The organism is Bacteroides sp. B1-V-101 (assembly GCF_023656585.1).
Classification (GTDB): domain Bacteria; phylum Bacteroidota; class Bacteroidia; order Bacteroidales; family Bacteroidaceae; genus Bacteroides; species Bacteroides thetaiotaomicron.
On the sequence record NZ_JAMOKH010000030.1, the window covers coordinates 18947 to 35201 of the forward strand.

The 16255-nt window shown below is 42.9% G+C and carries 7 protein-coding genes; all 7 read right to left on the reverse strand.

The genetic code is table 11. The features are described from left to right. Positions 1-55: 55 nt before the first annotated feature. Positions 56-2020 (reverse strand): RagB/SusD family nutrient uptake outer membrane protein, encoded by a 1965-nt coding sequence (locus NBH01_RS19025; protein WP_225679607.1) that lies wholly within the window; start codon positions 2018-2020, stop codon positions 56-58. A 24-nt stretch (positions 2021-2044) separates the two neighbouring features. Then, a complete protein-coding gene (locus tag NBH01_RS19030; RefSeq protein WP_008764197.1) occupies positions 2045-5197 on the reverse strand; it encodes a SusC/RagA family TonB-linked outer membrane protein in 3153 nt (1050 codons plus the stop codon). A 632-nt stretch (positions 5198-5829) separates the two neighbouring features. Continuing rightward, on the reverse strand, positions 5830-9777 hold the full coding sequence (locus NBH01_RS19035; protein WP_234141216.1) for a helix-turn-helix domain-containing protein: 3948 nt from the start codon (positions 9775-9777) through the stop codon (positions 5830-5832). 304 nt (positions 9778-10081) lie between these two features. Continuing rightward, on the reverse strand, positions 10082-11473 hold the full coding sequence (locus tag NBH01_RS19040) for an alpha-L-fucosidase (RefSeq protein ID WP_234141214.1): 1392 nt from the start codon (positions 11471-11473) through the stop codon (positions 10082-10084). A gap of 74 nt (positions 11474-11547) precedes the next feature. Then, the gene (locus NBH01_RS19045; RefSeq protein WP_225720733.1) at positions 11548-12903 is read right to left on the reverse strand and encodes a hypothetical protein; all 1356 of its coding nucleotides are present in this window, start codon (positions 12901-12903) and stop codon (positions 11548-11550) included. 24 nt (positions 12904-12927) lie between these two features. Then, the gene (locus NBH01_RS19050) at positions 12928-14283 is read right to left on the reverse strand and encodes a basic secretory protein-like protein (protein WP_234141205.1); all 1356 of its coding nucleotides are present in this window, start codon (positions 14281-14283) and stop codon (positions 12928-12930) included. Positions 14284-14320: 37 nt separating this feature from the next. Next, positions 14321-16255, reverse strand: coding sequence for a RagB/SusD family nutrient uptake outer membrane protein (locus NBH01_RS19055; protein WP_070102931.1), 1935 nt, complete (start codon positions 16253-16255; stop codon positions 14321-14323).

A 16255-nucleotide genomic window follows, 5' to 3' on the forward strand; every position in this document is an offset into this window, starting at 1 on the left:
TTTTTCTTTTCATTAATTTCTTTCATTCATTCGCAAATCGGACATCCGGAGTATATTACTCCGTTGTCCATCCCAGATTTTGTACCATCTTCGGATTACGACGTACATCTTCGTCAGGAATCGGGAAGAGGTAATGTTTAGGCAAAAATGTACGTGTTTCTACTACTACCTTCTCAAAAAATGCAGGAGCATCCGAACGGAAAGCCATACCATGAATAGGTCCGCCTTCTCCACCTCTATGATATTTAGGATAAATCCAATCATCGCCTACAGCCATATCGGCTACTTTCCAACGACGTACATCAAAGAAATGATTCCATTCGAACATCAGCTCAACCAAACGTTCACGATGAATACGTTTGTCCACTCCGTCACGTGTATCTTCATAAGGAATGCATGCAAATCCATTATCGTCCTTAGTACCTACCGCACCATATCCAGGAATACCGGCACGGGCGCGTATCTTATTTACATACTTAATCGCTTCATTACGTTGGTCACAAGCGCTCAACGTTTCAGCATACCCCAAGTACATGTCTGCCAAACGAAGCAAAGTTGCACAATGCCTGTTAGCCCCGCTACGTCCTTCTTTTGAAGCCATTTTACGCATACCATAACCCGTGTAAGGGGCATCCCAATTGGCATTAGCATAACCGGAATTACCGTTATAAGTCAGTTCTGTGGTTATTTCTCCACGCGGAGTATCTGTCTTCAACCAAGTAGAACCATGGAATGTAATGTTCGTATAAAAACGCGGTTCGCGATTAGCCCATTGTTTCAATGTTTGATTCGAATTGCTCTTGAAATAGGTTCTGGAAGGAACTACTTCGTCAGTATAGTCACTCGACCATCCCAAATATTCATTAGAAGGTACCCCCTCATATTCCTTATAGTTCGTATCGTCAACAATCCGGCGACCGTCTTTCATAAAGTACAAGTCCACCATCTCCTGAGGTACACCAAATCCCAGACCACCTCTCAAAGCACCATTATTATCATCGTACCCCTTGTGATAAGGCGTGGTTTCGTAAGCCCGGTAATCATGGTCTGCCAAGCGAATGAAAATCTGTTCTTTATTCTCTGTACCGTACAAAACTCCCGATGTCACTTTTCTATAAGATTCATAGAAATCAATCTTTCCATCAGCTGTCTTCTCCGTATATAAAGAGAAAGTATTACCGTATTCATCAAAGAATTCTTTGTAAGCATCACGTGCAGCCTCCCATTTCGCTTTTTCCTGCGATTTATCTTGCGGGAAGAGTTGCTTGCCACTTTCCGGATTAACGATGGCGGCATAATCGGGATTACAATTGAATAGCGGACTTGCCGCATACAACAACATTTTCGCTTTGAAAGCTTTACATGCAGCTCTGTCTATACGTCCCAAGTTGGATCCGTCATATCTATCAGGAAGCTCATTTGCCGCATCATCAAATTCCTTCGCCATAAAATCCACACATTCATCTACCGTATTACGTTCTTTCAGCAGTTCAGCAGTAGAAATATCCAATGGAATTGGTTCTTCCCCCAAAATCACAAATGGGCCGTAGGAACGGAAAATCATGAAGTAATAGAAAGCACGTAAAGCTCTGGCTTGCGCTTTCCACTGTTTGCGTTGTGCGGCCGAAGCTTCCAAACAACGGTCTACATTCATGATAAATGTACTGGCACGAGAAATTCCTTTATAGTACTCGATGTACCAGAAGTTTATCCATGAGGAACCTGCATAGGTGGCTCCGGAAGCCCATTCGCTACCATTATTTCCGTCCCATGAAAGCTTGCATTCCAACGAACCGGTTGTCCAGATCCCCGACATCGTATTCCTTGCAGAACGTTCTAATGTTTCATCGGGCACATAATTATACACATTATTCAAAAACTGTTCTGTCTTCGAGCGATTAGTAAACGTATCCTCCAAGTCATATTGTTCACCGGGGATTGCATCGAAGAAATCATTGCACGAACTAAGTCCGACCGCCAAACACAGCGCCAAAGTTCCTATTTTAAATATATTTTTCATATCCTTCTTGCTAACTGATTATTATTAAAAACTTACATTCACACCTACTGAATAAGTACGTACATTAGGATAAGCAGTACCATTATTGGTATTCAACTCCGGATCCCATAATTTGAACTTAGAGAATGTCAATAAGTTGGTGCCCATCACATAAATACGCGCACTCTTCAGGAATGTTTGATTAATCAACTTCTTCGGGAGTTGGTAAGCAATAGTCAACTGTTTCAGACGCAGGAAACTGACATCTTTCTGCCACCATGTGCTGGTTTTCATATTATTTTGATTCGCATTGTTTCCATGATGCAAACGAGGATAGAATACATCCTGATTAGTCGGATTGTCAGCAGACCATCTGTCAGTAATGTTTGCAAACAAGTTCGTAATACCTGAACCATCATTAAAAGGATACATGGCATTTCCTCCCAAACAACGGTCTGCCTTGGCATTTCCGGCAAAGAGCGCACCGACAGAGAAATCACCTAATTGTAAATCTGCACCGAAACCATAATAAATCTTAGGTACGTCACCCTGACCTATCAGACATTTATCATAATCGTCAATTACTCCGTCACCATTTAAATCCTTATATTTGATATCACCCACTTTCGAAATCTGTCCCGGATGCCCTTCACCAAACTGCTTGGCATGGTCCATGATCTCTTCTTCACTAGTGAATAACCCTTCGGCGATCCATCCCCAACGTCCGTTCACGTTCGTTCCTCTTTTTTCCATCCACGGATACTGTACCCGGGGATCATCGTTCTCTATAATTTTATCTTCATTCCATGAGAAGTTACCACGGACAGTCAGGAAACATTTCTTACCGAGTTGCTGTGTATATTCCAATGTAGCTTCAAAACCCTTATTGTCTACCACTCCCAAATTAGCATAAGGCATTTCTACGAACCCGGAATAATCAGGAATAACGCGTCGGGTAATAAAGATGTCTTTACGATGTTCTTTAAAGATATCTAATGTCAGCGAAAGATTGTCTTTGAAAAATTTTAAGTCAACACCTAAGTCTTGCTTGCGGGAAGTAGACCAACCGACATTGGCTCCGTACTTGCTGAACCCCCAACCACCAACACCGTTATTCTGGTCGCCAAAACGATAACCATCTACGCTCGCCATCTGGTCTAGGTACATAAAACGCCGTCCTGTTACAGCATCCGTACCAACTAAGCCATCTGTATAACGCACTTTAAAGTAAGAAACAGTTTCTTGCAAAGATTCCCACCAAGCCTCATTAGAGATAGCCCAGCCAAGACCAAATGCAGGGAAGAAACCGAAACGTTTTTCTGGACTGAAGTTCTCGGAACCATTATACCCAAGGTTTGCCTCGAAAAAATAACGGTCGTTCCATGAGTAAGTAGCACGGGCGGCCAAGCCTTGTTGCTTATAGGGCAAAGAACCGATCAGATTATCAGAACTCGAACGGTAAATCTTTTGGTTATAAAGCAAAAGACCACCTATCCGATGCAAACCGAACGAACGGTCGTAATTTAAAGAAGCTTCAAAGTAAGTACTTCTAGAGTCGGAAGCGCCCTGGTCAAATGCAAGATCTTTATGTCCTGTATAGGTCAGTGCATACCGATAATTGCCATCTGCATCAAATACATCATCATTCCACAATCCGTTTTCGTCTTTAGTTCCGGCAAAATTGTAAGTATCTTCACGCTTGTTATACTTCAGGTCACGACTGTTATGCACGTCGAAAGCCAACATGGCAGAGGCGGTAAGCCCTTTACTCCACTTCCAGAAACCAAGGTCTTGCGTCAAACGAATGTTGGAGTTCAACTGATTTCTTGCTTCATTTTTGTAACCACGACGAGTCAAATCGGCATACGGGTTACGGAGGTCACCATTGGTAGAGATACCTGGTACAGAACCATCAGGCATCATTAACGGCAAATAGACCGGATTAATCTCCATAGCTGACGCAAACAAGTCACTGGTAGATTGCTGCGGATAGTTACCCATAGAAAGGAAACCATTGAAGCCCAAATCAATAGTAGTCGTTTCTGTTGGCTTCAAGTTCAAATTAGCGGTATAATTGTAGCGGTCGTAACGGATGTTAGCATCATAGTTCTCCATTTCAGCGGTACGTGTCAGACCTTTTTCATTATAATAACTCAATGAAACGTAGTAAGTGGCATTAGGTACACCACCACGCACACTTACATTTACACGACGATTATGTCCCCAGTCATTGAATAATTCGTTCATCCAATCAACGTTCGGATACAAATAAGGGTTGAACATCAGTGGATTATCATTCGGTAGTAATCCATGGGCTTTCTTCGTAGCCTCAATATATTGAGGAGAATATAACATACTGCCTCTAGTATCCATATACGCTTCATTGGCAGCATCCATATACGTAAAGGCATCCGCCATTTCAGGTTTCTTTGTCAATGTCACAAAACCTTCATAGTAGTCTACTGAGAATTGCGGCTTGCCCACCTTACCCGGTTTGGTTTTAATCAGAATTACACCATTAGCACCGCGTACTCCATATACAGCTGTGGCAGAAGCATCTTTCAGCACCGTAAACGACTCAATGTCTTCAGGGTCGATATTATTGAAACTACGTTCCACACCATCCACCAATACCAGTGGTTTAGAGTTCTGACCCGCCAGTGTAGAAATACCACGGATCCAAAGATCGGAATCATCATGCCCCGGTTCTCCTGAACGTTGCACAGCTACTACACCCGGCAAACGTCCAGCAATAGCAGAAGATAAATTAGCCGTCGGCATCTTTATATCTTCTATTTTCATAGATGACTGCGCACCTACTACCGATACTTTACGTTGATGTCCGTAAGCCACAACTACCACTTCGTCCAGTGACGATACATCTTCTGCAAGAATTACGTCCAGCACTTTCTGTTTGCCTACTTTTACCTCTTGTGATTTATATCCTATATAGGATACGATAAGAATGGGATTGTTACTCGTCAGTTTCAGATTATACTGACCATTGGTGTCTGTTATGGTACCATTCGTAGTACCTTTTTCCTGAACGCTCACTCCAATGAGCAATTCGCCTTTTTCATCAGACACACGCCCTGTTACAGGAGTACCTTGTGCCCACACTACTGTACTAAATGTTAGCAGTAATGCCAATAGCCACAATGTCTTTGTGTGATGTTTTTCCATTTCAAACAAATTCATGTTACTTTGTTTTTTTTTAATTAATACTAAGGTTATCAATCGCCTATATAATTCTTATAAGCGGAGGCAAATTAAAAACTTTTAATATTAAGAATATTCCGCAGAAGTGACAAAATTATGTCAAAATAAAAATGCTCATTAATAGAACAGAAAGGAGAAATAAAGCACATTATAAACATCTATATATCAACACATAGCATTCATTTGCGCACAAACAGAGCACAAGTTTGCGCACATTGTATCAAGTTATAATAGCCGCCTTTTCATCACTTTTATTAAAAAGTTTATTCGTAAGTAGTAATAAATAAAATCTATACAGACATGAATTCAAATATATCTGTCACCCCAAACGACCAAAGAACAGAAGGAATGAAGGAATCCCGAATCATTAACCGAAAGACTTTGAAAAACTAATTTCTTATCAGTCCAAATTCATTCGTTCTACTGTAGTTTCCCTTTCGTTCCACTATAGTTGGACGCAAGAAGCACTATAGTTCCTCTTGCGCCCAACTATAGTGAAACGAATAAATAAGGGCCTCGAAAGAGTTAATTATCCGGAACTACTGATCTAAGGATTCGGGTAATACATCCAAAAACTCAATTAGTAAAGAATAAGATAGTGGGGGATGGCATTATCGGAGTTGCTCCCGATAATCTTTCGGCGTCATTCCGAATCGGCGGGTAAACTCTTTATAAAAATAGGAACGGCTGGAAATACCAACTTCAGCGATAACATCCTGAATAGAAAGTTCTTCATTCTGCAACAATCGTGCAGCCTTCTCCATCCGATAACTCTTTATCAGGTCACTGGGAGCCGCATTGGATATTTCTTTAAACTTGCGATAGAATTGACGCGGACTCATCGCCATGCGGTCGGCAATTAAGGTTGATCCCAATTCTTCCTGATCAAGATTTTGTTCTATCACTTGCAACAGTTTCCGGATAAAGTCCGCCTGTTCTTCTGTAGTACAAACAATGCGTCCGGCCCAGTCACCAAGCTCTTCCATATAAATCTGCTTTGCCTCTCGAGTACCGTAAATAGCTTTATTGACGGCTTCTTTCAAAAATATAATATCATAAGGAAGTACAATATATGAATCAGCCCACATAATCAATTCACGCTGAATGGACGAACTTACTTTCCAACTTAACATTGGAATAAATGCCGTTTTCGAAAGTTGAGTACGATTCTTATTCACATATTCCAGGAAGTCACTCTCTGCTTTTGCATACATCAACATATCAACTAGTAACAAAGCAGGAGCTGATCTACGTATTTCTTCAAATGCAAGTTGTACACTTTTCACCGGACAAACAACAAATTCATCTGCTAAGAGATCACTTATCAGCCATACCATTTCATCCCTATCCTCCAGCAGAAGAACCGTTTTCTTCCCATGCTCTTCAGTCTCCTTGATGATAGCCGGTTCAAAGGCTAACGTCAATAAATGATCCTTTTCTCTGTCGGCATAGTGAAGCGTAACATTTAGCTGTCTCAAAGCCGCTTGCACAGAAAACAGTAATTGGCGGGTAGTTATCGCCTCTTCTGTTTCCTTACTATCTCTTCTTCCCTCTTCTTCCGAACCGGAAAGTTGCTTATATAATCCCTTCAGAGTATCATCTACAGCAGAGAACTGCAGTAACATCCGTCCTTCCTCTTCCTTTACATCCACTACAATATCCGACTTATGTTTTACTCCGCCAATATAAAGGTAACACCAATAGAGCATACAGCGTAAAGCATTCTTATAAACAGGATAAACAAAGTGTTCTGGTATAGCAAGTTTTACAGAAGATATATCAACGCCCTGTCCTTCCAACACATGCAAGACTTCTATAGAGAGCTCTTTCATGCACATACAACCAGTAATCGCATATTCCGTAGGGAAAAATGACTTAAGTTCCTCTACAGCCAAAGTTCCCGGACGGAAAAGAGTTGCAATAACCGTCTCGTGTACCTGCTCCATAATTCTGAGACGCTGTTCATAAGGGAGATTTTCCGCACGCAACTGATCACAAGAGCGATAAATGGACGTAAAACGATTCAGTAACTCACGATTAAGACTGGCGGACTCCGGTAGAGCTTCATTGCTTTCTGCTGTCAACAGCCGTTGCATCATACGCTTCTGGAGAAAATATTTTCTTAATAAATGAATCAGATAACCGGCTATTAATATGAAAAACAGCAAGTAAATGACATAGGCTACCGTAGAAAGATACCAAGGTGGAAGAATGTACAAAGGGATAGAAAATACCTTATATTCCGTATTAAATACATCTTTCTTATAACGGACCTTTAAAACATAGCTACCCGAAGGTATTTCTAGATACGATGCTTCATTTATACTACTAAACGAGGTCCAGTCTTTATCAAATCCGTCCAGCATATAGGAGTACTCCACATCCCCTCCAGTAAGAAAGTCTGGAACAACAAAAGAAAGGGAAAAAGAAGCCTTCGCTCCTTTAAAACTTAACGCTTTGCCACCATCGGTATAATAATCCCCCAGATTAACCTCTTTACGTCCAATCATTAGCTTACGCAATAATATGTTCGGATAGAATTCCGGAGCTGTCGCCACTTCCTTATCCAGATAAAGCAAACCGTCAATGCCTCCAAAGAAAAGACGTCCGGTATAAGAACATTGATAATAGGCATCATCACTAAACTCGCCCACCTGCACACCGGCGGCATAATAATAAGCATGCGAAGAAGTGTTTTTGGGATTATATTTAATAAGTCCACGATTAGTGCCAAGCCATAAAAAACCATTTGCATCCTCCAATATGCCATGAATCATATCATTAAGCAACCCTTGTTCTCTACCGATATAGGAGGCACTGATTTGTTCCTTATTAAAGGTCAAACACACTAGTCCCGATGTTGTTCCTACATACATCCTACCATCTTTAGCACGATGCAGGCTAAGTACATCATCAACAGATTTATGCAATATTTCTTTCAAAGAAATGACTTTATATTCTTCTGTCTGTTTATCAAATCGAATTAACCCTTTTTCCCGGCTTCCCAACCAAAGAATGGAATCTCCTTCAGCTAACATAGGATAAAACATGGTTATCTCTTTTTGTTCATAAAAGAAATGATAACGCTTTTGCGATTTGAGGTGAATTTCCCCTTGTTTCCTCTCCAATATCAATTTACGAAATCCGACCCCAGCCGTAACCGCATAGAGTACGCTGTCATTCTCTTCATAGATATCATGTATTTCGATAACAGGATCTGCAGACTTATCCTCAACACAATGCAGGGCTTTATCTGCAAAAGAATAGTAAAACAGTCCGGGATTACCCGATCCTACCCAAAAGCCATCCATATAACGGCTTTGTTTTAATGAGTATGCTTGAAACTCTCTATTCCAACGGGTATAAGATGAGGCATCCTGCCTGCCTACTGGAGAGTAAACTGTAGTAGCAGAAGCATCCATACCACCTTCATAGTCATGTACATGCAAAAGTCCATCTCCTTTCGTGCCAAACCATAATCCGCCATATTTATCTGTCATGACAGAACGTACCTGCCGACTTAGATTGGATGATAGTTTGCTAAGCATCAGATTAGTGGCTATCGAGTACTTCTTAGCGTACATGACAGCTCCCTGCCCATCAGAAGCTACCCAAAGAATATTCTGATGAGGATCGCGGAAAATATCATATATACGTACATTACGGTCCACCACTTCTTCTTCATATTTTTTCGAGGTGCGCAAACGTACTAAACCATTGGTTTGAAAAGCAATTATAATGTCTTCATAAAAAGGAACAATTCCCACAACTTTCCCATATCGTTGCACCAACGAAGAAAGGTTACGAATATAGATTTTAGACCTTCTGGAAATATCATATACATAAAGATCCCGCTCTGCATCCACAAAACAGAGAATGCCATTCTGATAAAATACATTATCGATAGGTTTTGCATGAAAATCAGAAGATGAAACAGTAGGATGGACAGACAATGTATCCCGGTCAAAGCCATCTAATGAACATTGAATCAGACTACCTGTATTCCGTGGAAAAGTCCATAAGACACCATCATCCGTGACAAAAGCACGCTGATCCATATTCTCGACAGGAGTCTCTATATTTTTGAGATGGACAAACTTTTTATGATAAGTATTATAATAAAAGATTCCTTCATCGCTTACTACCCAAGTATCTCCTTTCGGATTGGAATGCAGATAATAATCACCTGTAAAATCATAATATCCCACTACCTGACGCGAATCTTGCGAAAAACGATTAACTCCCAAATGTGTAGTAATCCACAAACAACTACTATCTGCCTGCTGAATAGAATGAATGACATTGTTACTCAACGTCTTTTTCATTGAGAAATCAGAACGAAAGACCTCGATACCTTTCCCATCATAACAATTCACGCCATCATAAGTGCCAAACCACATCAGCCCTGCTTTATCCTGATAGAGGCAAAGCACAGCACTATTAGAAAGCCCTTGTTGATAATCGACTTTCCGAAAAAGATAAGCATCTTTACCCGCATCAGCCCAACAGACCAACGAACCAATAAATGTAAAAAGGCATAATATCAGACATCTTCTCATTATATTAATAGCAAGTGTTATTGTTCATGTCTTATTAGATAAAGCGGGAACAAATATACTAAATATAATATAAATGAGACATTAATAAGTAAGAAAAGTAACAAAAGCCATCGGATAGACCATTAGAAAGCTGATACAAATGTTTGGCCTAAATCCAAATATTATTCTACACGCAATTCCCACAAAAAGGGAAGTACGGACGTACGATAAAGAGTTGGATGAAATAGAATCACCATCAAAAAACACGACTTTACCTGATGGTGATTCTATATAAAATCAATGATTTAACTCTAAGATAAATTCATCATCTTCTCTCACAATATACCCCGAACTCTGCAATGGAGGTAGTACCATTAGAGTTTAAGGCAGTCATTCGTACCGCATCTCCCCAAACCGTATCGAAACGGTGGATTTTCACACGCAGACCGGTAGGAGCCTTACCTTCGTAAAGGGGTTTCCATGTACCACCCGCACGGTATTCCAGACGGTATTCCTGCAAACGGTCATTGTTACGATCCGTAATAACCACCATATTGAAAGATTTCTCGCGCTCAAAAGTAACCGAATACCAGGGCACTTTCACTTCAGGATTAGAATTCCAGCAGGTCCCGAAATCATCGTCATTGGCAAAGTCCATGATAGCATAGTCACTGCTCCATGTACCTTCGGCAGGCTGATATTTGGCAATGTTGGAAGATATAATAGGAGCATCCGCTTCGGGAACCGTTGCTACACGACCGTCGTTCTTCCACAGTTTACCTATTTCCTTCAGAGCTTTCAAGGCGTTGGCATCCATCAAGCCGTCTCTGTTGGGAGCTACGTTCAGGATAAAGTTACAGTAGGATTTGCCCATCGGGATGATATTATCATTGACCATTTGTGCCGGAGACTTCACAGGGGTAGTCGGGAAACTTTCTTTCCAGAACCAGTTCTGCTGTAACGGCAGGCAAGACAAGGCAGGCAGACGGTTGGTATCTTTCGAGATATGCTGTCCGGCTCCTTGTTCGTAAGACTTGATGTCCGTGTAAAACAAAGCCTCGGCAGGATATTTCGCTGCATTCAAATCCATCACCAGACAGTTGGGCTGGATTGATTTGACCAGACGATAAATATCTTCAAAAGGTACGTCATCGTAAGAGATACGTGACCACGGGGCATCCCAACCGTCAATGATCAAAGCTGTTATTTCACCATAGTTGGTCAACAGTTCGCGAAGTTGCTCCTTGATCATTTCGATATGCTGCGGAGTTATACACTTGGGACGCAGCCGGGCATGCGTATCGAGGATCGAATAATAGAGCATCACTTTCATCCCTTCGGCACGGAATGCGTCGGCATATTCTTTTACCACGTCACGTTTGAACGGGCTGCTCATTACACTATAATCGGTCGTTTTAGTATCCCATATACAGAAACCGCTATGATGTTTCGTTGTCAGACATCCGTAGGTCATGTTGGCTGATTTTGCCGCTTTTGCCCATTGTTTGCAGTCCATCCTGACAGGGTTGAAAAGCTCGGGAGCAGCATCCGGGTCCGGCCAGTCCTCATTAAAGAAGGTCGGCATGTTGAAATGAATGAACATACCACAGCGTAAATCAACGAATTCCTGTTGCAGCTGGTGCAACGACTTGGTTTGAGCATTCAGGCATAACACCGAAGTTATACCCAGGATCATCTGTAAAAACAGTCTTTTCATCATCTATTTATTTATTAATTATTAATTAAGTACATTAGTATCATTAGCTTATACTATCTTATTCACATTCATTCTCAGTCTCTCTGATACTTCATCCACATTCCACCTTTCGAAGTAGCTTCCGTATCGGGACACAAAAGATAGATGTAGAATTTATCTCCTGCACTCTGACGGTCGTGACGAACAACAAAAAGCCCTTTCTCATTGAACCAAGTATCTATCAGGTCTTTACAGTAGGCATTTATCTCGGCCACTTCCGTCGCATTAAGAGTACCGCCGCCACAGGTCTGTCCGCTGCCGGATATGTTCTTAAATAGGACACGGTCTTTATCGGAATTATTCATCAGGATGCTTACTCCTTCTTCACTGCTCGGGAAAGCGAGGTTTGCAAACCACCATGTCCAGATAACGAGCGGTCTTTGTTTTGGACTTCCACTCCATCCGTAGTCATAACTCATGGCATTTATATCGGCAATTGTTCCGCCGGAGCTTGTAGCCTGTCCGCCTGTTCCCGCCCATATTTCATCGCAAGCGGCACCGTGATCCTGCGCTTTTCCGAGTGTGAATTTTCCTCCGGAAGTCACATAGTCGAAGTCATTGACCGCTCCCTTGTTGGAGGTCAGGGTTACATTTGACATACCGTCTACCGCCACCGCATCACCGGTGCAATCAATGGCTTTGAAGGCATAAGTGGCTCCGTTCACCGATTTAATCTGTTCTACCGGCGTGTCCAGTTTGAAGATTTGCCCTTCTTTCGTCAGTTTAGATTCATAATATTGCGTATGACCGTTCGCATCGCTTCCATCCTTGTTTTCAATCGTTATTATCTTGACAGAAAGATCATTGACACCATTTAGTACCAAGCCATAATAACCGATAAAATTGCCGGAAGCGTCACAGATGGACTGATTATCCAATAAATTTTTCTCAAAGAGTTCGGTAAAGTCCGCTTTTGAAGCAACTTTACCATCGATGTATGCCTGTGTAGTCGGCTGCAGTTCAATGGTATTGCCGGTAGATTCACCGTATAAGTTCAGCTGCGGCGCCTCTCCTTCTGCCGGAATCTCTGATACGACAAACTTGGTATCTGCAAATTCACTTCCCAGATTTTGCAGATGCACATCGCAATTCTCAATATCCAGTGCCACTTCCTTGCCTTTGGCAGAGAATGATGTTTTTCCTTCTACAGCCATCTCCAGAAAGTCCGAATCCAATGTCACTGTTCCATCTTCATGAAACTGGAAGTAAAACTCGTGCCCCTGATAGTCAGCTTTCCAACAGCCATCGGCTGTGCCATACAATATTTCTTTAACGGAGGAAGCCTTCAGACGGTCACCATCTCCGTAGCCCACGTCATTCAAGTCTAAGGTATTGCAACTCCAGAAGCTCGTGCACAGCACAGCTAATGCAAATAATACTTTCTTCATCATAGTTGTTTTTTAAAGGTTGCTCTATTAGTTATTTTGCAGGAACACTTCCACCTCTGTCTTGTATTCGTTCCAGAGTTCTTCCATCGTAAGGTCCGGGTAGCTCTCCTTCAGGATATACTTCACCGCATCCTCCAGGCTCCACTGGTTGGTCAGTTCGTCCATCAGCACCGTCCATGGCAACATACGTACGAAGTCGCCATTATAGAGACGCAGCCAGCTCATAAAAGCACCGGAAGTATTATAGTCAACCTGCCAGACAAAGTATTTATCACTCTGCGGATTCCGGTAAGACTTGGCGATAGCGGCCTGATACTCTTCTTTTTGCGTAGCCAGAATATATCCTTTGCTCGCTACTTTCACAGCGTCCGGCCATCCTTCCTGATACCCCTGTCGGTCACAATCCTGCACACCGTCCATGATATATTTTCCTTGTTTGGGCATCCACTGCACGCAGTGTCCCATCTCGTGCATAAACACATGCTGCATGTCCGGCAATTTCCACCACGCATCGTTCGGATTGCTTTCCGAAGCCGGATAAACAATGCCTCTTCCTTCGTTATGGGTGGGGTAATCTATCGCATACGCTCCTCCGGTCTGGTCTTTCTTGATAAAGACACGCAGTTTGCTGTAAGGGTCAAAAGCCAGATTATAGGGATCGAATGACATAGCCGCACAATCCATATAATACCATTTCCGGAACTCTTCCTGAGTAGCAGCCTCATCTCCGTTACCTATCAGATTATACAATGCAGAAACGGGACGTATCTCCGAATCACTCTCAAAGGAAATCTGAACTTGTGTCGCCTGGCTGGTTTTAAAATACTGCCAGACAGCATAGTTCATATCCACTTGAAGTTCATACTTATCCGCCTGATCGCTCAGATTCGTCCAGTCACTTGTCTGCCGGGCACCGTCGGCATCTTTGTAGATAGAACGGAAACGAAGTTCCTCTACACCGTAACGGTCTGTAACCACTACTGTACGATATTTACTCAGACGCAGAGTGGTCGGCTCGTTGCCATAATCCCGCCTTTTCACAGTCAGGTTGCCAAAATCACCGACATTCGGTATCATGACGCGCTTTATCTTTTTGCCTGAGAGCAGGGAGTTGAATTCTACTTCCACTCCCACATATTCGTCTCTCTTTTCCCAGCCGGAGTTACTGCCGTCCCACGTGAGGTAAAGTTCATTCAGCACCTCATCATATTTCGCCTCTTTGAGAGGGGCAGTCGCATATCCGGCTACGGTATTCCCGTCTTTCAGTACAGGCTGATAATCTTTATAGATGTCAGGAGTTGCAAAGCTGTCTTCCTCACCGTAGCAGGCAGCCAGCGTCAGCGAGACAAACAACCCGAAAGCTATATCTTTCCAATGTTTCATAATCTTCTTGTTTAAGCGTTATTGTTCGAATATTGTATTACCATCCTAAGTTTTGTACCAGCGACGGGATACGACGGAGGTCATCATAAGGTATCGGCATGAAATATTGCTTTTTCGTAAATGCTACACGAGTCTCAAAAGAGGTCCTTTCGAAGAATGCCGGATAATCCTTATCCATATTCATACCGTATACTTTGCCTCCTTCGCCTCCGGTGTGATATGCCGGATAGATCCAATGTTCGGGATCATTCTGTCCTTCCGCCACTTTCCAGCGACGCACATCGAAATAGCGGTTCCATTCGAAGACAAGTTCAACCAGACGTTCGCGGCGGATACGGTTCAGCAGATCGGTCTGTGTCTTTGGACAGGTTATCTTGCCGGCTGTTGCGGTAAACGTATATTCGGGAATGCCTGCACGGACACGGATTTTATTCAGATAAGTCAGGGCATTGTCGAGATCGCTGCACATACAAAGCGCCTCAGCATATCCCAAATACATATCTGCCAGCCGAAGTACCGGAGAGAAGTGTTTCGAGCCGTTGTTGTTAGAAGCTTTCGCACCCCGACGGATCAAGTATCCCGAATCCGGACAGTCGCCGGAGGCTTTGGACTTGCCGCAGGTTCCGTTTGCACCGTTGGTGAAGTCTGTGCGCATTTCCTCATTGTACTTACCTTCGTTCAGCCAGATAGAGCCGCTATAGGTAATATTCACATAAAAGCGCGGTTCACGGTCTTTCCACTGTTTCAGCACTTTGGACTTATCGGCGTCAAAGTAAAGACGGGAAGGGTTGTTGGGGTCATAATATCTTCCGGATGTGAAGTTGTTGGCGCCCGGTATACCCTCGAATTTGTCATAGCCGGGGTCTTCTTCGATGGTCAGTCCGTCTTTCGTAAAGAACAGGTCTACCGTTTCCTGGGTTGTATAATAGCCACCGCCGCCAGTCACGTCGGTATCCTGGAAGTCGGTAAACTTAGGACATACCCAGTAGGTATAGTCGTACAAATCTCTCAGCTTCACAAAAATCAGTTCATCAACAGCTTCCCAGGTTGTGGTGAAAAACTCGCCCGCAGCCCTGCACGAAGCATAAGGGTCTAGTTTTCCATTCGTATAGACCTCGGTCAGCTTATATCCCTGTCCGGTTGCGAAGGTCATAAACCGTTCATACGCATCACGTGCCTGAGCCCATTTGGAGTTATCTTCAGTCTGAGGGAAAAGTTGTTTGCCGTCTTTATTCTTGACTGATGCCTGATCCGTATTTCCGTTGAAAAGCGGACTTGCCCAATAGAGGTACAGCTTTGCCTTGAGTGCCATACAAGTGGCGACATCCATACGTCCCAGGTTTGCCTTCCCGGCTCTCTGGAGCAAATCGCCGGAATCAATGGCGCTCTGCAATTCCGTAGCGATGAAGTTTACGCATTCGTCTACTGAATTACGTTCTTTAATCAGTTCTTCCAAGGAAGCGTCCAAAGGAATGGGATCTTCGCCAATCAACGGAATGGGACCGTAAAGGCGCAGCAATTCAAAATAATAGTATGCCCGCAATGCACGTGCTTCCGATTTCCACTTTCCACGTGTAGAGGCGGCGGCTTCTGTACATTTATCTACGTTCTGGATGAACGTACTTGCTTTAGCTATTGCCTGATAGTACTTTGAGAAGTACTCACTTGCCTGTGCAGAAGCGGAGTTAAAGGAACCGTTGGTCCATTCCGCATACGTTTTGTTCCAGCGGTTTGCTCCGTCCAACGATGCTTCTGTAAAGATACCTCCGTAGGTGTTCGGATGAATGGCATCTGTCACTTCACGCACGTAGCTGTATACATTGTTCAGATATTCTTCCGTCCTTTGCTTGGAGGCAAACGTTTCGTCCAGTCCAAACTGCACACCGGGAATCGGTTCAAAGAAATCACTGCAAGCAGTCAGTCCGACACACATCGATGCAGCCAACAGGTATTGTTTTATTCTATTCTTCAT